This window comes from Phytohabitans sp. LZ39, assembly GCF_059359075.1.
In genome coordinates, this window is sequence record NZ_JCADBM010000002.1 from 1 (window position 1) to 22,890 (window position 22,890).

21 protein-coding genes are annotated in these 22,890 nt (G+C 70.1%); 9 read left to right on the forward strand and 12 right to left on the reverse strand.

Translation table 11 applies throughout. The annotated features are described in order from the left end of the window. Positions 1-112: 112 nt before the first annotated feature. Genes rarD through AC5L36_RS03600 form a run of 3 tightly spaced genes read right to left on the reverse strand, consistent with a single transcriptional unit; the run spans position 113 to position 1,906 of the window. Complete coding sequence (gene rarD / locus AC5L36_RS03590) at positions 113-1,021, reverse strand: EamA family transporter RarD (protein ID WP_441213850.1); 909 nt, start codon at positions 1,019-1,021, stop codon at positions 113-115. Positions 1,022-1,042: 21 nt separating this feature from the next. After that, a complete protein-coding gene (locus tag AC5L36_RS03595) occupies positions 1,043-1,471 on the reverse strand; it encodes a GNAT family N-acetyltransferase (RefSeq protein ID WP_441213852.1) in 429 nt (142 codons plus the stop codon). A 57-nt stretch (positions 1,472-1,528) separates the two neighbouring features. After that, complete coding sequence (locus AC5L36_RS03600) at positions 1,529-1,906, reverse strand: phage holin family protein (RefSeq protein WP_441213854.1); 378 nt, start codon at positions 1,904-1,906, stop codon at positions 1,529-1,531. Positions 1,907-1,955: 49 nt separating this feature from the next. Between AC5L36_RS03600 and eccB the strand changes: the two genes are divergently transcribed. The 5 genes from eccB (at position 1,956) to AC5L36_RS03625 (ending at position 7,116) form a co-directional block, all read left to right on the forward strand. Continuing rightward, positions 1,956-3,260 (forward strand): type VII secretion protein EccB, encoded by a 1,305-nt coding sequence (eccB, locus tag AC5L36_RS03605; protein ID WP_441213855.1) that lies wholly within the window; start codon positions 1,956-1,958, stop codon positions 3,258-3,260. Between the two features lie 78 nt (positions 3,261-3,338). Continuing rightward, on the forward strand, positions 3,339-3,656 hold the full coding sequence (locus tag AC5L36_RS03610; protein ID WP_441213856.1) for a WXG100 family type VII secretion target: 318 nt from the start codon (positions 3,339-3,341) through the stop codon (positions 3,654-3,656). Positions 3,657-3,670: 14 nt separating this feature from the next. After that, complete coding sequence (locus AC5L36_RS03615) at positions 3,671-3,961, forward strand: WXG100 family type VII secretion target (protein WP_441213858.1); 291 nt, start codon at positions 3,671-3,673, stop codon at positions 3,959-3,961. A gap of 201 nt (positions 3,962-4,162) precedes the next feature. Next, a complete protein-coding gene (locus tag AC5L36_RS03620; RefSeq protein ID WP_441213860.1) occupies positions 4,163-6,754 on the forward strand; it encodes an SseB family protein in 2,592 nt (863 codons plus the stop codon). Next, a complete protein-coding gene (locus AC5L36_RS03625; protein WP_441213861.1) occupies positions 6,751-7,116 on the forward strand; it encodes a UCP033725 family protein in 366 nt (121 codons plus the stop codon). The genes AC5L36_RS03620 and AC5L36_RS03625 overlap by 4 nt, the downstream gene beginning before the upstream one ends. Here AC5L36_RS03625 and AC5L36_RS03630 read toward each other — a convergent pair. Continuing rightward, on the reverse strand, positions 7,113-8,021 hold the full coding sequence (locus tag AC5L36_RS03630; protein WP_441213862.1) for an alpha/beta fold hydrolase: 909 nt from the start codon (positions 8,019-8,021) through the stop codon (positions 7,113-7,115). The two genes, AC5L36_RS03625 and AC5L36_RS03630, sit on opposite strands and share 4 nt — an antisense overlap. Positions 8,022-8,275: 254 nt before the next feature. Between AC5L36_RS03630 and AC5L36_RS03635 the strand changes: the two genes are divergently transcribed. Continuing rightward, positions 8,276-9,394 carry a C45 family autoproteolytic acyltransferase/hydrolase gene (locus tag AC5L36_RS03635; protein WP_441213864.1) on the forward strand — a complete coding sequence of 373 codons (1,119 nt, stop codon included), beginning with the start codon at positions 8,276-8,278 and terminating at the stop codon, positions 9,392-9,394. On the opposite strand, the gene AC5L36_RS03640 is transcribed toward AC5L36_RS03635, so the two are convergent. The 3 genes from AC5L36_RS03640 to acs form a co-directional block, all read right to left on the reverse strand. Continuing rightward, positions 9,372-9,761 (reverse strand): hypothetical protein, encoded by a 390-nt coding sequence (locus tag AC5L36_RS03640; RefSeq protein ID WP_441213865.1) that lies wholly within the window; start codon positions 9,759-9,761, stop codon positions 9,372-9,374. The two genes, AC5L36_RS03635 and AC5L36_RS03640, sit on opposite strands and share 23 nt — an antisense overlap. A gap of 94 nt (positions 9,762-9,855) precedes the next feature. After that, a complete protein-coding gene (locus AC5L36_RS03645) occupies positions 9,856-12,237 on the reverse strand; it encodes an immune inhibitor A domain-containing protein (protein WP_441214464.1) in 2,382 nt (793 codons plus the stop codon). A gap of 232 nt (positions 12,238-12,469) precedes the next feature. Next, positions 12,470-14,431, reverse strand: coding sequence for an acetate--CoA ligase (gene acs, locus AC5L36_RS03650; RefSeq protein ID WP_441213867.1), 1,962 nt, complete (start codon positions 14,429-14,431; stop codon positions 12,470-12,472). Between the two features lie 223 nt (positions 14,432-14,654). Here acs and AC5L36_RS03655 point away from each other — a divergent pair, with 223 nt between their 5' ends. Then, positions 14,655-15,392: a Fic family protein gene (locus AC5L36_RS03655; RefSeq protein WP_441213868.1), complete on the forward strand. Its 738-nt coding sequence runs from the start codon at positions 14,655-14,657 to the stop codon at positions 15,390-15,392. Here AC5L36_RS03655 and AC5L36_RS03660 read toward each other — a convergent pair. Next, positions 15,382-16,224 (reverse strand): DUF1932 domain-containing protein, encoded by an 843-nt coding sequence (locus AC5L36_RS03660; protein WP_441213869.1) that lies wholly within the window; start codon positions 16,222-16,224, stop codon positions 15,382-15,384. The genes AC5L36_RS03655 and AC5L36_RS03660 overlap by 11 nt on opposite strands. A gap of 22 nt (positions 16,225-16,246) precedes the next feature. Between AC5L36_RS03660 and AC5L36_RS03665 the strand changes: the two genes are divergently transcribed. After that, positions 16,247-16,732 carry a PH domain-containing protein gene (locus AC5L36_RS03665; RefSeq protein ID WP_441213871.1) on the forward strand — a complete coding sequence of 162 codons (486 nt, stop codon included), beginning with the start codon at positions 16,247-16,249 and terminating at the stop codon, positions 16,730-16,732. A 372-nt stretch (positions 16,733-17,104) separates the two neighbouring features. On the opposite strand, the gene AC5L36_RS03670 is transcribed toward AC5L36_RS03665, so the two are convergent. Next, positions 17,105-17,914: an HAD family hydrolase gene (locus AC5L36_RS03670; protein ID WP_441213873.1), complete on the reverse strand. Its 810-nt coding sequence runs from the start codon at positions 17,912-17,914 to the stop codon at positions 17,105-17,107. A gap of 211 nt (positions 17,915-18,125) precedes the next feature. Further along, positions 18,126-18,869 carry a tyrosine-type recombinase/integrase gene (locus tag AC5L36_RS03675; RefSeq protein WP_441213875.1) on the reverse strand — a complete coding sequence of 248 codons (744 nt, stop codon included), beginning with the start codon at positions 18,867-18,869 and terminating at the stop codon, positions 18,126-18,128. On the opposite strand from AC5L36_RS03675, the gene AC5L36_RS03680 reads away from it, so the two are divergent. After that, positions 18,837-19,058, forward strand: coding sequence for an NUDIX hydrolase (locus AC5L36_RS03680; protein WP_441213876.1), 222 nt, complete (start codon positions 18,837-18,839; stop codon positions 19,056-19,058). The two genes, AC5L36_RS03675 and AC5L36_RS03680, sit on opposite strands and share 33 nt — an antisense overlap. Before the next feature lie 1,206 nt (positions 19,059-20,264). Here AC5L36_RS03680 and AC5L36_RS03685 read toward each other — a convergent pair. Together AC5L36_RS03685 and AC5L36_RS03690 are read right to left on the reverse strand one after the other, a co-directional pair. Continuing rightward, positions 20,265-20,861 (reverse strand): hypothetical protein, encoded by a 597-nt coding sequence (locus AC5L36_RS03685; protein WP_441213878.1) that lies wholly within the window; start codon positions 20,859-20,861, stop codon positions 20,265-20,267. Positions 20,862-21,893: 1,032 nt separating this feature from the next. After that, entirely contained in the window at positions 21,894-22,772 is an 879-nt protein-coding gene (locus tag AC5L36_RS03690) for a 1-aminocyclopropane-1-carboxylate deaminase/D-cysteine desulfhydrase (RefSeq protein WP_441213880.1), read from the reverse strand. Positions 22,773-22,890 lie beyond the last annotated feature (118 nt).

Consider the following 22,890-nt stretch of genomic DNA (forward strand, 5'->3'; position numbering starts at 1 on the left):
GTACATCGCCCGCGAGCTCTACCAAATCATCACAACAAACGACCCTGACCCCGCCGCTTGACAACCATAGGAGCATCGTCGCGGTAGCTCAAATCATCAAAAAAGGTAAACCCTACGAGACCAGGGCAGGCTCGCGGGCGGCACTGCGGCGGCGGCGGTTTGTGCGCAGGCCGTCGACGGTGAAGACGATCAGGGCGAGCCACACCAGCGCGAAGCCGGCGAGGCGGGCCGGGGGCATCGGCTCGTGGAAGATCAGCACGCCGCAGCCGAGCTGGAGGATCGGCGCTATGTACTGGAGGATGCCGATGCCGGTCATCGGGATGCGGTTGGCGGCACCGGCGAAGAGCAGCAGCGGGGTGGCGGTGGCGGCGCCGGCGAAGATGAGCAGTGCGGTGTGCCCGGCCGAGTCGCCGAACGTCGACTCGTGCCGCGCGGTCAGCCAGCCCAGGTAAGCCAGCGCGGGCAGCGCGAGCACCGCCGACTCCACGAAGAGCCCTTCCGCGGCGGGGAGGCCGAGGCGCTTCTTGACCAGGCTGTACGCCCCGAAGCTGGCGGCCAGCGTCAGCGCGATGTAGGGCAGCCGGCCGTAGTCGACGGTCAGCACGGCCACGGCTACGGTGCCGATGCCGACCGCGGTCCACTGGGCCGGGTTGAGCCGCTCGCGGAGGGCGACGACGCCGAGCAGCACCATGACGAGCGGGCCGATGAAGTAGCCCAGGGCGGTCTCCACCACGCGTTCGCTGTTGACGCCGAAGATGTACATGCCCCAGTTGACCGCGATGAGCGCGGCGGCCAGGGTGATGCCGGCCAGCTTGCCGGGGCGGCGGGCCAGCTCGCGCAGAAACGGCCACCGGCGCACCAGGGTGAGCAGCAGCGCCACGAACACCACCGACCACACGACCCGGTGGGCCAGGATCTCGACCGCCCCGGCCGGTCGCAGCACCCGGATGTAGAGGGGGAAGAAGCCCCACAGGCCGTACGCCGCGATGCCGAAGAGGTAACCCCGCTTGAGGTCACTCACGGTGCCTCCGGGTTGGCTCGCTCACGTGCGGTATTCCATCCAGCGGTCAGGCTCGGCGAGTGGGGTGAAGCCGATCTTGGAGTAGACCGCGTGGGCGTCGAGGGTGGCGAGGAGGATGCGCCGCACGCCGATCCGTTCGAGCTCGTCGCGGGCCTGCTCGACCATCCACGTGCCCAGGCCGCGGCCGCGGACGGAGCGGTCGACGTACACGTCGCACAGCCACGCGAACGTGGCACCGTCGGTCACCGCCCGCGCGAATCCGACCTGCCCACCCCCCGGCTCGTAGAGGCCGAACACCAGCGAGCCCGCGAACGACTTGTCGACTGTCTCGCGGGGGCGGCCGAGCGCCCAGTAGGCGTCGGTGGAGAGCCAGGTGTAGACGAGGTCGGCGTCGACCAGGGCCGGATCGGACGAGAAGGCGTAGCCCTCGGGGTGCGTGATCGTCGGCACGCCTCCGACGCTAGCGCGGGGGTACGCCCTGGCCGCCGGCCAATTCCCAGCTCGTGGTCAGTCCTTGTCGCCGACCAGCGCGTTGAGCACCCAGCTCACGATGCCGACCAGGAGGGCGCCCACCACGGCGCTGGGCCAGAAGTCGTCGACGTGGAAGGGCAGGTCGAGCTCGCCCGCGATCCAGCTGGTCAGGAGGAAGAGCGCGCCGTTGACGACGATCGCGACGAGGCCGAGCGTGAGCACGTAGAACGCGCAGCCCACCGTCTTGATGATCGGCCGGAGCACGGCGTTGACCACGCCGAAGATCACCGCGACCACCACCAGCGTGAGGATCGCCTCACCGATCGAGTCGGTGGAGAGCGTGATCCCGGGAACGATGACGGTCGTGATCCACAGCGAGAGAGCGCTGACCGCGAGCCGGATGAGGATGCCCATGGCCGGCGATATTAAGGGACAGCGATCAACGTGTGGGGGGCGCTAGCGTGTGGACGCTCGCGGTCTTTGGGGGTGCGCCTTGTCGTCCCGTCAGGATCAGCTCCATTCGCACCAGTTTCTCCTTCAGCGTGTCGTGGCCGCCCTGGTGCTGCGCGACGCCGATCCGGGCCGCTCGCCGTTTCCCCGCGCGGCCGGCGCGACGGTGGCGAGCGTGCTCCTCGCGGCCATCGCGATCGGTGCCGTCGCGGTGTACGGCACGGTGGTCGACGCCGCCACCCCGCGCTGGGGCGACGGCCCGGCGGTGCTGGTCGAGCGGGAGAGCGGCGCCCGCCTCGTCTTTCGCGAGGGCACGCTGCACCCGGTGCCCAACCACGTGTCGGCACTGCTGATCGTGGGCCACGGCGTGGAGACCGTGCTCGTGTCACAACGGTCGATCGACGGGCTGCCGCGCGGTGTACCCCTCGGGATTGAGCACGCCCCCGACGCCGTGCCCGACCCGCGGCGGCTGGCCACCGGCGCGTGGAGTGTCTGCTCCACATCAGACGGTGCGGCTGTGCTGGTCGGCGCCGCCGCCGAGGGTGGCGCGCCGCTGGCCGAGCGCGGCCTGCTCGTGCGGGCGGGCGGCGATCTCCATCTGCTCTGGCAGCAGCGCCGCCACCTGCTCCGCGACCGTGACCTGGTGCTACCCGCCCTGGGCTGGACCGCCGAGCGGCCCGCCGCCGTCACGCCGGGCCTGCTCGCCGCGCTTCCCGAGGGGCCCGAGCTCGCCCGCGTCCCGATCCCAGACGCGGGCGAGGACGCGCCGGCGGTGCCGGGCGCGGCGGTCGGCGACGTCTTCGTGGTCGAGTCGCAGGGCGGCGGCCGCCAGTACGCGGTCGCGCTGGCCGGCGGCCTGGCCCCGATCACCCAGCTCCAGGCTGACCTGTTGCTGACCGACCTCGACCAGCGCGAGCCGGTGAAGCTGGCGCAGGGCGACTTCGCCGACCTGCCGCACACCGCCCTGCCCAGCGCGGCGGGCCTGCCGCCGACCACGCCACCGCTGGTCCCGCCGGCCGCGACGGTGTGCGCCACGGTGCCCAGCGCCGCGGGTGCCAGCGAGGTCCGGGCCGGTGGGGCGGTGCCGCGCACCGGCGTCGTGGTCCCGTCGGGCGGCGCCGCCCTGGTCGAGGCCGGCGGCACCATCTATCTGGTCACCGACCGCGGCCGCCGGCACGCCATGTCCGACCGCGAGGCCTTGACCCTCCTCGGGTACGCGGACGTGCGTCCCGTCCCGCTGCCCGAGCGGGTGGTCGCGCTGATCCCCGAGGGCGTCCGGCTGGACCCGGCGCTCGCCCGCGCCCCGCTGGGCGACTGAGGTTATCCACAGGGCCTGTCGATCTAGTGAGCGGGTCGCTACGGTCGGTGGGGTCGTCGGGTATTGATGGAGGTCGCGGTGGAGCGCACCGAAGCCGAGGCCGTGGTGCTGGAGCGCACCGCGGCAAAGTTCGACCAGGTCAATCGCGATCTGGAGGCCATGCTCAAGGGGCTGATGAGCCAGCTCGAGGCGTTGCGCGGCGCTTGGCAGGGCGCGGGTGGGCGCTCGTTCGAGCAGGTAAAGACCCAGTGGGCTGACGACCAGGCGGCCATCCAGCGCACGCTGGCCGAGACCGCGGCCGCGCTCCGGGCCGCCGGCCGGGGCTACGACGCCGCCGACGACCAGGCGGCCGCCCGGCTCGCCAGCACCCACCGCGGCATCGAGCTGCCACTCTGAGGGGAGTTTGTCCGATGGGCGATAGCCGGCTGGTGGTCAACTTCGCCGCCCTGCACCAGGCCAGCACCGACATCCAGCGCGCACTCGGCCTGCTCGACTCACACCTGAGCCAGCTCGAAGGCGACGCGGCGCCACTCGTCGCGACGTGGGAGGGCGCCGCCCGCGAGGCCTACGACGCCCGGCAGGCTACGTGGCGCCGCGCCTCGCGCGATCTTCAGGCGATCCTGCGCGAGATCAAGCTCGCGGTCGACGAGAGCGCCGCCGACTACCACGACACCGAGCGCCGCGCCGCCGGTCGCTTCTAGCGGTCCGTCCGGGGGCGCCGGCGCAGGTGGAGGCCGGTGTGAGACGGGCCTGTTGGTTGCTCGCGTCACGTGCGAGGGTGTGAGTCGGCGATGTCGGTGACCAGGAGGCGGTTCCCGATACAAGCCGGCCATTGTGATCTTGCTCTTACCTTGTAGGTTGTACGCGATGCATGTGGCCTGTTCGGTGGAGAGGAGGTGGCCGTGACCGAATGGGAGCCGGCCACCGAGGCCGAGGCTGCCATGCGCGACGCGCTGCGCGGCGGCGATCAGGAGGAGTATTTCCGGATCCTAGCCCGCACCGAGTTGCTGCTGCCGGTCTCCGCTGACTCGATCACCGGCCAGACGCCGGTCGGCTGGGGCACCTGGACCACCAGCGGGCGCACACACGTGCTCGCCTTCACCTCGGGCATCGCGCTCCAGGCCTGCCTGGCGGAAAATGCGGGCTCCGCGCGCCGCATGGCCTACCAGGAGCTGGCCGCCGCGTGGCCCAACCTCGAGTGGTGGCTCGCGATCAACCCGGGCCTGCCCATCGAGGGCTACCTGCCGGCGTGGTTCGTGACCCAGCTCGCGCGGGGTGACGTGCGGCTGCCCGGGCGTTCGATGGCCGCCCGCGCGCGGCTGGAAAAGGCCGAGTCGGCGGCGCGGGCGCGGGCCACCGCCGTCGTGCCGGGCCGCATCACGCCACCCGGCACCGAGCCCACCAGCCCCGCCTCCGGCCCCGCCCCGACGAGCCCCGCCCCGACGAGCCCCGCCCCGACCAGCCCCGCGGGCGCCGGCTACGGCGGCGCGGCCGGGCCGGGCGGCCTGGTCGGTGCTGGTGCCAGCGGGCCCGGTGGCCTGGCACAGAGCGGCGGCCTCGCGACGGCAGGCCCAGGCAGCCTCGCCGCGGCCGGGCCCAGCGACCTCAGGGGCCAGAGCGGCCCAGGCCAGAGCGGTCTCAGCGCGGGCGAGCGGGGCGCGAGCAGCCCCGGCGACGTGAGCAGCACCGGTTCGGGCGGCTTCGGCCAGGGCAGTGCGAGTAGCCCGGGTGGGCTGAGTGGCGCCGGTTCGGGCGGGCCTGGTCAGAGCGGCGCCGCGGCAAGCGCCATGTCGCCGGCAGCCCCGAGCGACACCGTGGTCGGACCCAGCGGGCCCGGCTACGTCTCCTCCCAGCCGGAGGGAGGCGGATACCGGGGGCTGGCGTCGAGCGGCGCCCCCACCAGCGGACCGCCAGCCGGCGCGGTCTCGCCGCTCGCGGCGCCGCCACCGCCGCCGGTGCCCGACTCGCCCGGCGGCCTGGGTGGCGGCGGCAATGCCGGCCTCCCGCGGCGGGTGGCGGGCAGCGCGCCCGCGATCCCGCTCGGCCCCATCGGCGCCAACCTCCCGCCGATCGGCCCACAGTCCACCCCGGCGGCGAGCGCGGCACCTACCAGCGCCCCGCCGGTGAGCGCACCGCCGACCAACGGCACGAGCACCGACGCCACCACCGGACCCCGCCCCTGGGATACGCCACCGGCGACCCAGGCCTGGGATTCCAACGCCGCGGGCGCTCCGACGCAGGGGTGGGACCCGAACGCCACCGGCACGCCCACCCAGCCGTGGGAGGCGCCGGCATCCGGGGCGCCCGCGCAGTCGTGGGAGGCGCCGGCAGCCGGAGTGGCCGCGCAGTCGTGGGAGGCGCCGGGCGCCGCTGCCCAGGCGCCGGCGGCCGCCGCCGTGCCGGGAGTACCCACGCAGCCATGGGAGGCGCAGGCGGCCGCGGCGCCGGGAGCGGCGGCCGCCGCCGTGCCAGGGTCAGCGGCGCCCACCCAGCCGTGGGGGGAGCGCCACGAGCCGCCGGCGCACAAGCCGCAGGCGCCGCCGATCGACTTCAAGCCGGCAAACGACGTGGAGAAGAGCCTGCTCGCGGCCGCGTCCGAGGGCAGCACCGACAATTTCCTCTCGACGCTGCTGCTGGCCAAGGTGCTGCTGCCGGTGTCACCGGTCTCCGCCGACGGCACCCGTCCGGGTGAGCCCGGGTTCGCCTGGCTGACGGAGACGCTCGAGAGCGAGCCATACGTGGTGGTCTTCACCTCGATGGACCGGCTCCGCGACCACCTCGGCGAGTCGATCGAGACGATCGACGTCAAGTTCATGCAGCTCATCAAGGCGTGGCCAGACCCGGCGTGGTCGTTCGCGGTAAACCCGAGCACCCCCGTCGGTGCCAAGCTGCCGGGCGCGCAGATCCTCGCGCTGGCCAACTGGGCGGCCGACGTCGGGCTCGGCGGCGACACCGAGGAGATCGAGCCGGCCTCCCGCCCGGTCAAGAAGAGCGTGACCCCGGATCCCAACCAGCCCACGCTCATGCAGAAGGCGGTCGCGCCGAGCCAGGTCGACTACTACATCGAGCGTGGATACGACCGTGTCTCCGGCTTCGTCCACCGGGCCAACGAGGTCGCCCACCTCAACACGCCCGCGAAGGTGTACACGGCGCTGGGGCTCGGCTACGCGGGCTCGGCGTTCAAGCGCGACGCCGAGGAGATCTACGTGCTGCGCTGGCCGGCCTACCGCCCCAGCCTCTACCGGATTCCATACGGCGGGCAGAACGAGCCGGCCATGCGCGCCATGGAGGGCTGGGTCATCGAGCGCTCTCCGTTCCGCGGCAACGGGTTCGCGCCCAGCGAGAGCGGCGACGTCATCGCTGAGTTCAAAGTAGACAGTGCGCGCCTGCCGCACGGCGCCCAGCTGTGGCGGATCACCGCGGATGGCGGCGAAAAGCTCGTCGCGCTCCTCGACGCCGACGCACCCACCTGGCGAAAGGTGGGCGAGCCATGATGCGCGACGGCTACGTGGCCCGCTGGCGGGGGCGGGAGTACGAGGCGAGCCCCGACGGCGAGAGCATGCGCCTCTACCAGCCGGGGCCGGGTGACGACTTCGAGCAGGTGCGCCCCGGCCGCTTCGTCCGCGTGCTGCCGGTCGCCGAGCTGGAAGACGTGGCGTACGTGCGCACGACCTGCACCTGGAAGGGCGAGCCGTTCATCGTGCTGGCCGAGCACGACACCTGGTTGCGGGTGGAGTACACCGGCGGCCGCTGGCCGATGGCGCAGTCGCTCGGCCTGGAGGAGTTCGACTTCGGCGTCTACCAGGGCTGGGCCCCGGCCAACGAAGTGACCGACCTACGCGAGCACCGGATCTAGGACTTCGCCCACCTCAGCACCTCGCCCAGCACCACCTCGGGTGCTTCGACGTGCGGAAAGTGGCCGACCCCGTCGAGTAGCCGCCACTCGTACTGCGCGATCACGTAGCGGCCGGAGCCCTGTGCCGTGCGCGGCAGGATCGCCGCGTCCAGCGCGCCGTGCAGCTGGAGCGTGGGCGTGACGAGCGGCTGCTGGAGGGCTTTGACGAAGCGGTAGCCGTGCAGCCGCAGCACCGACCGGAACGCCCACCGGTATGCCTCCAGCGCGCAGAACGCCGCCTGCGGGATCTGCATCGCGTCACGGCAGCGCCGCTCGTAGTCGGGGTATCCGGCGCTGGCCACCCAGGACGGGCCGGCGCACCGGCGCAGGAACGTGCCGACGAGCTCGGCGTCGTCTTTGGTGAGCGTGTGCTCGTACCGCGGGATCTGGAACTTGAGGGTGGTCGCCGACGCGGAGAACTGCCCCCGCGGGTCGGCGAAGAGCGCGGCGCGCAGCCGCAGCGGGTGGGCGGCGCCGAGCACGACGAGGCGCCGCACCATCTTGGGGTGAAACGTGGCGGCCGTCCAGCCGAGCATGCCGCCGAAGCCGGTGCCGACGATCACCGCGGACCGCTCGCCGAGCGCCCGGATCAGGCCCGTGACGTCGGCCGCCATCGTGTAGCCGTCGTACCCGCGCGGGGGCTTGTCGCTCGCCCCGTAGCCGCGCATGTCGACGGCGACGGCGCGGAAGCCGGCGTCGGCGATGCCCGGCAGCAGGTCGTGCCAGGCCCACCAGAACTCCGGAAAGCCGTGCAGCAGGAGCACCAGCGGCCCGCTGCCCGCCTCGACAGCGTGGAAGCGGGTGCCGTTGGCCCCCACGAAACGGTGCGTCCAGGGCCCGTCCACCAGGACGCAAGAGTCATCCATGCCGCCCAGCGTACGGTCACGCGGCGCGAGCGGCCCTGCGTGCAGGCTCGCTCCGCTCGCTCGGCCCCGGTGCCGGCTCCCACCGTCCTCGCCGCTGCGCTCCTCGGGCCGGCGGTCGCCAGCCCCGGGGCCCTGCTTGCAGGCTCGCTCCGCTCGCTCGGCCCCGGTGCCGGCTCCCACCGTCCTCGTCGCTGCGCTCCTCGGGCCGGCGGTCGCCAGCCCCGGGGCCGGGACGCGCTATTACCGTTCAGGGGGTGACCCTGCCGATTTCAGTGATTTCCGTGTCCGGCACCCCGGCCGAGTGCGGCGCGGCTTACGGCGCCGCGGCCGCCCCGCTCATCGCCGCCAACGTGCGCCTCTACCTTCAGCGTTTCCGCGACCAGGCGGGGTTGGACGCCGCCGCCGTACGGGCCGCGGGCGCCGCCTTCCGCCGTGCCTCCGCCGAGGTGCACCCGCGGGTGGCCGCGATGCTCGACGCGGTGGCCGAGGGCGCGGGGGCGAACGCCGAGGAGCTGTACGCGCTCAACGGCCGCACCGAGCTGATCTACGGCACGCGGCACGACGGCGACGGCGGCTGTACCTCGATCGGGGTGCTGGACACGCACACCACCACCGGCGGCACGCTGCTCGGGCAAAACTGGGACTGGCACCCGGCGCAGCGCGAGGCCATGGTCGTGCTCCAGACGCGCGACGAGCACGGGTTCGAGGTCGTCACGCTCGCCGAGGCGGGCATGCTCGCCAAGGCGGGGCTCAATTCGGCCGGGCTGGGCGTGTGCCTCAACATGCTCGGTTCCGACCGCGACGGCCCGCGTGCCGGCGTCGTGCCGTACCACGTGCTGCTCCGCGCGGTGCTGGAGTCCGACCACCTCGGCGGCGCCCTCCGGGTGGCCGCCCGTACGCCGCGCGGCGCGTCGCTCAACCTGCTGCTGGGCCAGGCCGGCAAGGCCGGTGAGTACGGCGGGGAGGTCATCGACGTCGAGGTGGTGCCCGGCGACCTGGGCTGGCTGCACCCGGTGGACGGGTTCGTCACGCACGCCAACCACATCGAGACGGCGGTGGCGGTGCACGATCGGCAGCGCGACTTCGGCGGCGCCTCGCTCTTTCGCGGCGCCCGCGCCCGCCGGCTGCTTGCCGCGATCATGGATGACCGGCCCGACCGCAAGGTGAACGAGGAGGACCTCAAGGTGGTCTTCCGCGACCACGGCGGCTACCCGATGGCGATCTGCCGCCACGTGGACGAGCGGGACGAGCCGCTGGAACGGGCCGAAACCGTCTTCTCGGTGCTGCTCGACCTCGACGAGCGGCGCTTCGGGCTTGCGGAGGGGCCACCGTGCGGCCACAAGTACGGCTTTATCCGACTCGGTCTATCTTGACGGCGCTGAGGTGTTCGCCAGGACCACAGTTGATCTTCAGCATCAGCGGGGCGGTCTCCACGCGGACGGTGGTGCCGACCGGTAGCGACATCCCGTCGGCGTTGTAGAGCGCGTACTGCTTGCCCTCGTCGGTCTCCAGGCCGTAGCAGGGACCCTCGCCGCCCCGGGTGATGCGCCCGACCAGCACGTTTTTGGCTGGGCGCGGATCGCTCGCCGACGTGGGCGGGGAGGCCGGCGGGCTCATCGTCGGCGGCGGCGTGGAGGAGGCGCCACCGGTCGGCGGCGGGGTGGACGACGCGTCGCCCGTTGGCGTTTCGGCGCATGCGGCAAGCAGGAGAAGCGCTGCCAGCAGTACAAGTTTCCGCAAAGCCACTCTATTCAGACGGTGGGCGGCACGCTGAGGTTCCGGCCTATGGAAACGGGGCCCGGCTCGATGAGCCGGGCCCCGTCACTATTCGAAACTAGGAAATGCGGATCTTCATCGACGTGCCGTCGACCTCGACCACGCGGATCTTCACGCCGATCGCGGGCAGCTTGACCCCGTGGTTCGGCAGCTCCTCGTACCAGTACTGCTTGGTGTCGTCGAACAGCGGCTGCGCGTCCTGGCCGCGGATGTACGACGGCTGACCGTTGACGTGCAGCGTCATCGAGTCGGCCTTGGTGAGGCTGAACGGCGCGTCGTACACCTGGACGCGGGCCCGCCACGGCTGCCCGTCGATGCGGTAGAACGGCCGCGGGTGCGCATCGATGATCATGTTGCGCCCCTCACCGGGGTGCTCGAACGTGTCGTTGTCGTTGTAGAACGTGTCCCAGTAGGAGACGAGCAGACCCTGCTGGTACGCGTAGTGGTCGACCTTGTCCGGCATCGTGGGCAGGTACCCGAAGAAGTACGGACCCGTCTTCAGGTACTTGTCGTACGAGACGTACGAGCGGTGACCGGCGATGTAGTAGTTGTCGAAGTACTTGACCTCCGAGCCGGGCAGGGCGGTGAAGCCCGCCGGCACGAACGGGCCGTTGCCCTCGGCACCATCGCTCACCACGGTGGCGCCGTCGGCGGTCACCGTGATCGCGTCACCGTAGAAGCCGCCCCACGCCGTGCCGCCGTCCGTGACGTACCGGAAGCGGAGCTGGATCGACTTGCCCGCGTACGCGTCGAGCGGCACCGACAGGTCGACCCACTTCTGCTCGGCGAAGCCGGTGCTGCGGCCGTCGATCGCCGGCCGGCCCGCGCTGTCCTTGCTGAAGCCGTGGCCGTCGACCGTGCCACCGAGCGGCGTCCAGGCGCTGCCGTCTTCGGACGCCTCGATGTAGAGGTAGTCGTAGCCGGCCTCGATGCCGTAACGCACCTTGGCGGTCAGCGCGGCCGCCGACTTGCCGGTGAGGTTGACCGGCGCGGTGAGCGTGTTGCGCAGGTCGTCGTCATTGCCGGAGAACCACTGTTTCTCGCCCTCGGCCGGTGCGCCGTTGTTGATGGTCCGGGCCCGCTTGGGTAGCACCACCACCGCGGCCTGCGGTTTGGCGGTGTTGTACTCCTGCGGACCCAGATTGAGCGTCCGCTTCTGCCCGGCCACCACGAGCTCGTAGTCGAGCCAGCCGAGCTGGAGCTTGTTCCATGCGCCGAGGTCACCGGGACGGGTGCCGATCGCCGGGTCTTCCTTGGCGGACAGCCGGCTCTGCGCCATCAGCGTCCAGTGCTCGCTGTTGTTGTCGCCGCCGTTGAGGACGTTGTAGTCGTCCGGCAGGCCCAGGTCGTGCCCGTACTCGTGCACGAAGACGCTCAGGCCACCGTTTTCCGGCTGCACGGTGTAGTCACCGATCCAGACACCGGTGTTGCCGATCTGGGTGCCGCCGAGCGGGTTCGTGGCCGGACCGGTGATGCCGGCCTGGTCGACGAACGCGTACCAGCGGTGGCTCCAGACGGCGTCCTCGCCCTGCCACGGGTCGCCGTCGGCCTCGTCGCCGCCCGCGTGGACGATCTGGAAGTGGTCGATGTACCCGTCGCGCTCGTTGAAGTTTCCGTCGCCGTCGTGGTCGTAGCGGTCCCACTGGTCGAAGGACTGCATCTCCGCGGCGATCTCGGCGTCGGTGCGGCCGGCGGCCTTCCGATCAGCCACCCACTGGTTGGCGGCGTCCTGCACGAGGTTCCACGGGTTGCGGCCGTCGCACACCTCGCAGGTGTCGCGGCCGTACCGGGCCTCGTTGTAGCGGACCTTCACCCAGTCGCTGACCTCACCGTCGACGCTGTACCGGCCCGAGGACTGCGCCTCGTAGTAGGTCTTGACCGACTCCACACCCTTGCCGGTGCCGAAGTACAGCTTCTCGTAGTACTCCTGGTTGTAGTCCGCCTGCCACACCGTGGAGTTGTCGACCGTGCGGTCGGGCTCCGGGATCTGGTTGCGCAGCGGGCCGTCGAACCGCTGCGGGCCGGGCACGGACGGGTCGCTGTCGATGTCCGGGTAGTCCGGGTGCCGCTCGTTGCCGAACTCGGTCAGGATCACGAAGATTTTGTCGGTCTGCTCGCGGGCGAGCTCGACGTACTGGTCCTTCTTGGTGTTCTTGCCGCTCTTCTTGGCCAGCGGGCCGGTGCCATCCGACTGGCCCACCTTGACGACTGTGCTGCCGTTGCGCACCTCGGGCTTCGCCTGTCCATTGAGGACGCTGGTGAGGCCTTCTTCGCGCAGCTCGCGTCGCTTGTCTTCGAGGGGGTTGGGAAGTTCGTCTCGCCGAGGGTTGTCAGCCGTCGACGGGGCCGCAGCGGGCGTATCTGCCGGCGGTGCCGCGAGCGCCGAAGGGCCGAGCGAGACGCCCATGCCCGAGGCGAGCGACACGGTGAGCAGGCCCACCATGACTTTACGCACGTGTGGTACCTCCGGTTTGTAGAACGGCGCCCGCCACAAGGGTTGGTGGCGTGCGACGTCCGTATGGGGGTGGCCCAAACGTTTGGGGCCAGAGTGAAACCTAAACAGTTGAGCACACGGGTGGGAAGAGGCTCTTTGTTTACCGTGTCCGTTATGTCATAAAAAGAAGGGCGGGCCCGCACAGGGCCCGCCCATATTTCTTTCGTCCTATCGCCGGTTAGTCCTCGTCCTTGCCGCTCTTCATCCCCGACGCGATCAGGTCCATGACGGTCGAATCCTGGAGCGTCGTCACGTCGCCCAGCGAACGGTTTTCCGCGACATCGCGCAGCAGCCGCCGCATGATCTTCCCGGAACGCGTCTTGGGCAGCTCGGGTACCAGCATGATCTGGCGCGGCTTGGCGATCGGGCCGAGCGTCTTGGCCACGTGATTGCGCAGCTCGGTGATGAGCGCCTCGCCGGCCTCGCCCTCGCTGTCGACGTGGCCGCGCGGGATCGTGAACGCCACGATGGCCTGCCCGGTCGTCGGGTCGGTCGCGCCCACGACCGCGGCCTCGGCCACGCTCGGGTGGCTTACCAGCGCCGACTCCACCTCGGTGGTCGAGATGTTGTGGCCGGACACCAGCATCACGTCGTCGACCCGGCCGAGCAGCCACAGGTGGCCGTCGTTGTCGCGCTTGGCGCCGTCGCCCGCGAAGTACATGCCGTCGAAACGCGACCAGTACGTGTCGATGAAGCGCTGGTCGTCGCCCCAGATCGTGCGCAGCATCGAGGGCCACGGCTCGCGCAGCACCAGGTATCCGCCGCCGCCGTTGGGCACCGACTGGGCCTGGTCGTCGACCACGTCCGCGCTGATGCCCGGCAACGGGCTCATCGCCGAGCCCGGCTTGGTGGCGGTCACGCCCGGCAGCGGCGAGATCATGATGCCGCCGGTCTCGGTCTGCCACCACGTGTCGACCACGGGACAGGCGTCGCGGCCGATGTACTTGCGGTACCACATCCAGGCCTCGGGGTTGATCGGCTCACCCACGCTGCCGAGCAGCCGCAGCGACGACAGGTCGAACTTGGCCGGGATGTCCTCGCCCCACTTCATCATCGTGCGGATGAGCGTGGGCGCGGTGTAGACGATCGTCGCCCGGTACTTCTCCACGATCTCCCAGAAGCGGCCCTTGTGCGGCGTGTCCGGCGTGCCCTCGTACATGATCTGGGTGGCGCCGTTGGAGAGCGGCCCGTACACGATGTACGAGTGGCCGGTCACCCACCCGATGTCGGCCGTGCACCAGAAGACGTCGGTGTCCGGCTTGAGGTCGAAGACCGCGTGGTGGGTGTAGCTGACCTGGGTGAGGTATCCGCCGGTGGTGTGCAGGATGCCCTTGGGCTTTGCTGTGGTGCCCGAGGTGTAGAGGATGAACAGCGGGTGCTCGGCGTCGAAAGGCTGCGCCTCGTGCTCGGGGCTGGCCTGCTCGACGGTCTCGTGCCACCACACGTCCTTGTCGCTCCACGCGACATCCTGCCCGGTGCGGCGCACGACGAGCACGTGCTCGATCGTCGGGCACTGCGCGACCGCCTCGTCGACGATCGCCTTGAGCCCGGACGGCTTGCCCCGCCGGTATCCACCGTCGGCCGTGATCACGACCTTGGCGCTGGCGTCCTGGATGCGGCCGGAGAGCGCGTCCGCGGAGAAGCCACCGAACACCACGCTGTGTGTCGCGCCGATGCGCGCGCAGGCGAGCATCGCGACGGCCGCCTCCGGGATCATCGGCATGTAGATCGCCACCCGGTCGCCCGCGCTGACGCCGAGCTCGGTGAGCGTGTTGGCGGCCTGGCAGACCGAGCGGTGCAGGTCGGCGTACGTGATCGTGCGGGTGTCGCCCGGCTCGCCCTCCCAGTGGATGGCGACCTTGCTGCCCCGGCCCGCCTCGATGTGCCGGTCGAGGCAGTTGTAGGCCACGTTGAGCTTGCCGCCCACGAACCACTTCGCGAAGGGCGGGTTTGACCAGTCGAGCACGCTCTCCCAGGGGGTGGCCCAGCTCAGCCGGCGTGCCTGAGTCTCCCAGAAGCCGAGCCGATCGGCGGCCGCCTCGTCGTACGCGGCCGCGGTGACGTTGGCGCTGGCGGCGAGCGCGTCCGGTGGCGGGAATTGGCGGTTCTCCTGCAGCAGGTTCTCCAGGGTCTCGCTCATGGGTCGGCTCCTCCTGCGGATGTGATGTCAGTCTCGGTTTCCGTTTGTGAGGTTAGTGCGGGCACGATCCGACCGCCGCCACGCGGGATGGATCGATCGCCGAGCGTGGCGAAAGCTGCGACGGCCGGGTGTGCCTGCGCATATCTTGCCGTTTCGAGCCTGTTACGAACAGTCCCGAGCACACTTCGCGCACTCCTGGTCACGCCGGTTACCGTTGGCGACCATGGCCGACCCGCTCGCTCCGCTGCTCGACCTCGCCGGTGTTCGCGAGGCGGTGACCTCCGCGCGCGAGCGGGCCGACACCGCCATGCGGCATCGCACGCTGCGGCGTCAGGGCGGGCAGGTGGCCGCCGAGGTCAGCCTGCGGTCCGCGGTGGCCAGCGCCGCACTCGAGGGGTACGCGTACGAGCGCGAGGCGGTCCGTGCCGGCACGGTGACCGATCCGGTGGTACAGGGTGCGCTGCGCGTCGCCGGCGCGCTCGGCGGCCTCGCGGAGCGGTGGTCGGGTGCCCCGCGGCAGGTGCTGGCCAAGGTGCACGTGCTCGCCGCGCGCGACGTGGTGGACCCGGCCGCGCTGGGCCGTCCAAGTGCCCCCGGCCCGCGCCTCGACGCGTTGATGGACCTGGTTACCGGCGGCACCAGCGCGTCGCCGCTGGTGGTGGCCGCCGTCGTACACGGCGAGCTGCTCGCCCTGCGCCCCTTCGCCGGCCCGTCCGGCGTGGTGGCCCGCGCGGCGGCGCGGCTCACGCTGATCGCCAGCGGCTTCGACCCGCGCGGTCTGCTCGCTCTCGACGTTGGCCACCTGGCCCGCGAGCCCGAGTACGTGGGCGCGGCCAACGCCTTCGCCACCGGCACGCCCGACGGCCTGCGCGCCTGGCTGCGGCACTACGCGGCGGCGGTGGAGCTGGCGGCGGTCGAGTTGGAGGACGCCGCCTCGGCTACCGCTTCCATCACTTCCTGAGCCGGCGGGCGACTTCGCTTGCCGGCAGGTCCCGCCGGGTGTTCTCCGGGTCGCTGCCGGCGAGGTCGGTAGCGGCGATGTCCTCGTACACGTCGGCGAAGGCCTCGAACAGGGCAGGTGTCAATCCGGCGGCCCGCTGGGCGCTCGCGATTTCCCGCATCTCCTGGACGAAACGGGCGGCCTTCGCGGCCGCCGCGGCCACCGCGCCCGGGTCGCCCTCGTCACCGAGATCTTCCAGGACCACATCGAGTACATCGAAGTGGTCCGCCGCCCGCATCGCCTGGGCGACGATCGCTGTCGTTCCCTTGTAGACACTCGCGGTGCACATCTTCACCGCGCTGGCCCGGCCGGTCGGTCCGGGCAGCACGATCGGGCGGACATCGCGCCACGGCAGGTCGGCGACCTCGGCCGCGCGCGGACCGGACAGGTAGACGCGGGCGCCCGGGCGGGCGCTCGGCGGCGGCCCGGAGATCGCGCCGTCGACGAGGTCGAGGCCCACCCTGGCCAGCACGGCCTCGATACCCGCCACGGTGGTGGGCGCGATCGCGTTGAGATCGGCGACCAGCGGCCGGCTCTTGGTGCGATCTGCGGCTTTTGCGATTTGTTCCGCCGCGCTCGTGGCCGCGCCCGGCGGCGTCACGACGAGGATGACCTCGGCGGTGGCGCACACCTCGTCGAGGGTGTCCAGCACCTCTAGCCCGCCGGCCTCGGCGAGCCTGCGGCTGCGCGCCGAGCGGCCCTGGAGTGTGGTCACCACGCGAGCCCCACCGGCACGCAACGCGCCACCCAGACCGGCACCCATGAAGCCCGGACCGACTATCCCGATCACCATGACGGGAGGCTAGCCTTGCCGGGTGAGTTTTCGATGGCTGCGGCCATACGCCCCAGGTCGGGGCCGTCGCCTGATCATGGTGTGGGAGTTCGCCGCACTCGCGATCTTCGGCTGGACCACCGCCGAGCTGTTCGAGTTGCGCGGCCCCGGCGTCGTCGCGCTCGGCCTCGGGCTGACCGCGCTGTGGCTGCTGGGCTGCTGGCGGATCGCGCGGATGGGCGTCTACGTCAGCGGATACGGCGTGCGGGTGCGCGGCCTGGTCCGCTCCCGCACGATCGCCTGGCGCGAGGTCGAGCACATCCGCCTGCACGAGGCCGCCCACCGCATCGGACGGCTGGAGATCCCCAGCGGCATGACGGTGCTGATCGAGCGGGCCGGCGGAGGGCACGTGCCGACCTCGCTGTGGGCCAAGGGTGTCGACTTTCACGACCAGCCCGGCGTCTTTCGCGCGGTCTACCACGACCTGCGCGAGCGCCACGCCGCCGCGCTCCGCCCGGCCCCGGCCTAGGGCTCACCGGCCTCAGACACGTGGACGGCGCCTCGTGGACGAGGCGCCGTCACCACACGTCCGGCCGGGTTACCAAGCGTGCACCTCTAAAGTCGTTGTCAGCGGTCCTCAACGGTGCCGCCGCAACGCGCCTGCCGCGGCTGGTCGCGCGTGGGTGCCCGGTGGCCGTGCACGGAGCCCGCATCGAGCGAGGTCCGCACCCCTTGTTCTACGCCGGTCCGGCCTTGATCGCTAGCCCTCTGCAAGATTGTGTGACGGTGGGTGATTACTGGGTCATCCGGCGTGTGTGCTGGCCGGGGTCTTACCTGGCTTCTGTGCTTCTGAGCGGCCTTACCTGGCTTTGTGCTGGCCCTACCTGGCTTTGTGTGGGCCCTACCTGGCTTCTGTGCGGGTCGTGCGCGCGCGGCGGTGGCGGCCGTACCACGCGATGCCGATCGCGACCCCCACCCCCACGCCGATCGCGGCCGCGGCCACCGGCACGGCCGGTCGCTCCCGCAGCCGCCGCCCCAGCGGGATCGGGTGGCGAAACTCCAGCACAGGCCACGCGTTTTCGGTGGCGAGGCGGCGCAGCCCCCGGTCCGGGTTGACCGCCGTCGGGTGCCCCACCACCTCCAGCAGCGGGGCGTCACTGGAGGAGTCGGAATACGCGTACGACTCACTGAGGTCGTATCCACGCTCCTTGGCCATCTCGGTCACGGCGATGGCCTTGCTCGGGCCGGCGGCGTAGAACTCGACCTTGCCGTTGTACCGCCCGTCCTCGATCGTCATCCGCGTGGCGATCACATCGGTGATCCCCAGCAACTCGCCGATCGGCCGCACGATCTCCTCACCCGACGCCGAGACCAGCACGATGTCACGCCCGGCCGCCTGGTGCTCCTCGATCAGGGCGGCGGCCTCCGCGTACACGTAGGGGTTGATCAGCTCATGCAGCGTCTCGGTGACGATCTGCCGGACCTGGTCGACCTGCCAGCCTTTGCACAGCTCCGCGAGGTAGTCACGCGTGCGGGCCATGCTCTGCTCATCGGTGCCACCCAGCCGAAACATCAGCTGCGCATAAGCCGACTTCACCACGTCGCGACGCGTGATCAGCCCATCGCGGTAGAAGGGCCGGCCGAACGCCAAAGCGCTCGACTTAGCGATCACCGTCTTGTCCAGGTCAAAAAAGGCGGCACTCCGGCCCACGACGCGCCAGTCTAGCCGGATGACGTAAGGTCAGCGGGTGCCCGGGGTCATGGCCGTCGCGCACGCCGACCTGCGGTTCTGAGCCGCCGATCAGCGACACGGCGACCCGGATCACCGTATTGAGTCGGCGTGTCGCGATAGTTGCGGCAAACGCCACTCGACGCGCGCCGGTCCACTCAGGCATGCTTGTTTACGACGCGGTTTCACGTCCCTACGCGACGTGTCCGCGAAGCTCTCGGCGGTTGCACCCCCCGTGACCGCTGAGTGGGTTTCGGCTCGACCCCCCCGGAGCCGGACCCCAGACGACCCCCGCCTCCCCCCGGCGGGGGTCGTCCTCGTTGTGGAAGCGCTTTCGGTGCAGGTCAAGGCCATGATCCGTCGCTTGTGGATCTTCAAGAGGCCGCAAAGTCAGCGGATCGTCAGCGAAGCTCTTCCGGACCCAGTCGGCGTAGTCGCGGGGCGCGTGCGTGTAGCGGTTGAGAGTCGTCGACGCCTGCTCGTGTCCCATGACCCGCTGGACCACGTTGACCGGCACGCCGTCGGTGATCAGCCAGGTCGCGTAGGAGTGGCGTAGGTCGTGGAAGCGGAGCCCGCCCGCGGCCTTGCCGGCTACGTGAGCGATGGCCTCCCGCCTGGTAGTGAACTCGGCCGACCACTCGATGCCCTCGTCATCTGGCCAGGTGGCCCGATACTTGTGCGGTCCTGTTTGGCTCACGTCGCCGAGCAGGCCAGCCCGGACGAGCGAGGGTAGCCAGACCCGGCGCCGGAAGTTGGAGCGGCGCATCGGGTGGCCGGCCCGATCGGTGAAGACGAGCGTGTGGTCTTGCTTGCGCTTGCCCAGCTCTTCGCCCCGGAAGTCCGGGATGGGCACGGTGCGGACGCCCGCGCGGCTCTTCGGGTACGGCCGGATCGCGATGCCGCCGTGCGTCTCCGCCTCATCTTCGACGCCGGCCAACTCGCCGAGGACGCCCAGGCGGGCATCACCTTCCCAGACGGCGAGTTGGCCGAATGGCGGTTCGTCGCAGGCGAGGACCTCGACCAGTACACGATCGCGAGACTGGCCCGCCGCATCCACACCGCCATCGCCGCAAAGAACCGCGGGCAGGCCGTCTACGCCGAACACGGCACCGAGCCGACCGACTAATAGGTCAGCTACCGAGGAACGAGCCGATCAAGCTGCGCGAGGATCCACTGTGGGCCGAATCGCGCCGCAATCTCGTCGCCGGAGCCGGATGGAGTCGGCGCGAGGTCGAACCCTCCAGTCTGTACGTCGATTAGGACGGTCCCTGCCCCGCGCAGGACGCTCAGGCTCCTTGCCCAGGCCGGGTGTCCCCACAGCCGGGCGCTCACTGTAGGCACCACGACGAGTGGCAGCTGCGTAGCAAGCGCCTCGCAGATCGTGGCTGCTGCGTAGGTGTCCGCGATTCCCGCTGCTGCCCTTGTTGACCGTGTTGAACGTCGCGGGGCATACGACTAGCGCGACCGGAGACGGACCTTCCTTGGGCGTCGTCGGCGACCGGAAGCCAGAGACCGGCGCCTCTCCGGTCTACCCAGTCAATGCAGTGTGGTCAATCCATTGCGAGGCCGATGGCGTGCAGATGACCGTTGGCCGCCAGCCCGCGCCCTTCAGCGCCGAAACCAGCAACGGAGTCCGCGCCGCGAGAGGCGCGGCGCACACGATCAGATTGACGGGTGGTCCGCTCACGGGTCACCAGTCCATCACAGTCGCCGTGAGAACTTTCTGTACGTCGTTCAAGGCCCGCTGCCGCTGGCCCTTCGCGCCGCCGACCAGGGGCCGGGCCAAGGCCCGCCGCCCGGCGCCTGCCGCTTCGCTCCCGGTGCCGGGCGGTTACCAGCCCCGCCGGACGGCGCGACGGCCCACAGATGAGGAAAGCCCTGGGCCGCCTACGTGTGCGAAGCGGAGTTTCCGGGGCTTCCTGTTAAGAGCTATGTCCTCGCCGGACGGGCAGACAGCAGGATGCGACTGCCGGAGTCATCCCGCCACCTACCGAGGCCTACGCGGAACCTCTCAGCCGGTCTAGCGCTCGCTGGGCCCGGCCTACGGCAGACCCTAGACTGGCTGGGAGAACCCGAGAACCGGGGCAGAGCCTGGCGCGGGATGACTCCTCTGGGATTTTCCCGAAGGTCGGTCAAAGTTGTTACGTACCAAGATGCGGCAAGATGCTTGGAACGCACGTGAATGGCTCGGACCCGTTACTACCGACTAGTCGCAATTACCAGCATTGCCGGTACTATCCTGGTTTGCAGTGCAAGCGCGAGCCCGATATCTACAACGAATTTCTGGCGCGGGACACTAGCATGTCGTCGCTGCGGGTGCTGCTCGGCGACCTCAACATCCCGGCGGGACCGCGTAGTTGGAATAAAGGTCTTCGCTTCGCTGCGTGGTCCCGGAAACCGGGAGGATCACCGTGCTTCGGACCACCGCGTAATTAACATTACAGTAGTAAGGGAATGCGAGGTGTCCGAAGCTTTGATAGCGATCCGTCGGACACGTCGGGTCGTGGTTTGTGTAGCGCCCACACCGCACATTCCGTTCCTCGCTAAGATGGTTAAGTGGTGCGTCGTACATCCACGTGCTTTGTGAGATACCGGCACACTGCACGATGACCTCGTCCGACACCCGCTGACAGAAAGACTGACCTCGTGCCCGGAAGTGGCCGAAACCTTCGCTGTTGACGTAGTAGTCGACATCGACGCATTGGCCAGCACGGTATCCGGATACGACTTCGCCGAAGTTTTCGCAAACATGAGTGCCGGGAACAATATCCATGAGGATCAAACTCGTGCCATCCGAGTCGATCCTCTGGACCACATCGGGCAACACCGGGATGGAGACCTCCGGCTCGCCGGAGATGACCGGCACGCTCGACGCTGACGCGCTCGCTGCTGGCCCGGCACTCAACATGAGGCCGATCGCCACTGCCATGACCGACCACAAAATACGCTTGCTGGAACTGCTTGACCAAGCCGTCACTGACCCTCCCCAGGGCACTGATTGCGACTGGTGTCGGCGGACGTTTCTTGTTGAGCTGCCGCCACACAATGTACCGGAGGTCCATCTACAGATCCATACCCGTTCACAATCTCTAGGATATCGAGCAGTAGCATTGGCGTTGCCCTATCGTCAACCCACGGGACCCTTGTCAGCCCGGAGGAGGGAAAACCCTGGTGACAAGCGACCCCGGCGCGCCCCGTTCGGCATGGGAACGCCGGTATGCGCGATAGATGGTGATCGCCGCGCTGATCTCGGCACTTGCCGCGCTGGGTGTTTGCAACGGGTGCGGCGGTCCTTCTGTCTAGAGGGACCGCCGCCGGAGGCCCGCATGACACGCAACTAGGTGGGAGCCCTCCACCCAACTCCTTGATTATCCCGAGCGCGGCGGAGACAGGAAAGCCCAGGCCACAGACGTCGTGCCGAATACGTGCCCAAGACCACCCGATCGGTCCGTGACGCCGCGATCGTTTGCGCAGGCCACGCCTAGGTACAGCGCGTTGTTCAGTCCATCCCTCCGGAGGTGGATCCCATTGGCCGGTGGCCGCAGGCTCGGTATTGCCGATTTCGTCTCTTCTGGATCAAGGCGCCGCGCGAGCGCGGCGCACCGTGCGCGCTCGCCGATCGCCCTGCGGGCGGGCCTCCGGCCCGTCCTCGGGCGCCCGCGGCACGCCGCACCAGCCCTACGATGCCGCCGTGACCGTCAATTCCGCTGACCGGCACGACATCCCGGTCGTACGCGATGGCATCCAGTCATCCTGGCCTCTGCACGTCATCAACGGGGCCTCATCGAGAGCTGATGCTTTCGCTGTCCGCCGCTGACCGGACGTGGACGGCATCTGGTGTAAGCGTGTTCGCCGCGCTGATGGACCTTCGCGAGCAGTTGGACGCCGAACGGTCGTCCTCGTTGTGGAAGCGCTTTCGTCCCAGCTCAGAGGCCGTTTCTGTCCGTTGTGGATCTTCAAGTCACCCGCTGCCTGTCACAACTGCTACCACGACGCTGCCCGGCGCGAAGTGCCCTGCCCGCACCAGCGCGAAGACCCCGTACATCATCTTCGCCACGTAGACCCACTCCAGCACGATGTCGTGGCGTTCCGCGAAATCGTGGATGAAGCGGTCGAGCTCGGCGTCGCGGCGGGCGAACCCGCCGAAGTGGTGGCCCGTCTGCACCGACCAGTTGCCGGTCACCCGGCCGTACTCCGCCTGGAGCCGGCGGACGTCGTCCACCAGGAAGTCGCCGCCCTTGAGCGCTGCGAAACCGATCACCCGCTCGCCGCCGGTCAGCCCCAGTGCCAGCCCGGCAAGGGTGCCGCCGGTGCCAGTCGCGCAGCAGATGTGGTGGTACGCGAACGGGATCTCCGCCGGCAGCTCGGCGCAGCCGCGGAGGGCCAACGCGTTGCTGCCGCCCTCCGGCACCAGGTAGAAGTCGCCGAACTCGCGCCGTAGGCCGGCGACGACCTCGGGATCCGTCTTCGCCCGGTATGTGCCGCGGTCCATATAGGCCAGGCGCATTCCTCGGTCGACCGCGTACGCCAGCGTCGGGTTGAGCGGCCGGTGCTCCTCGCCACGGATGATGCCAATCGTGGAGAAACCGAAGTAGTGCCCGGCCGCGGCTACGGCCCTTATGTGGTTGGAGTAGGCGCCGCCGAAGGTCAACAACGTCCGGTGGCCCCGCTCGCGCGCGGCCACGAGGTTGTACTTCAACTTCCGCCACTTGTTGCCCGGGATCTCCGGGTGGATCAGGTCGTCGCGCTTGAGGTGGAGCCGGACGCCGAACCGCGCCAGCCGGTCATCGGCCAGCTCTGTGACCGGCGAAGGCACGCGCGGCTCAAACCCGCCTGACACCCGTCCTGCTTAGCAGATCGACTCACTCTTTGGCTGTTTTCCACAGCGGGTCTGCTTGTCCACAGATCGATCTTGGACCCATTGGCCTCCCGCGCCTCGGCCGGGACGGTATTCGCAG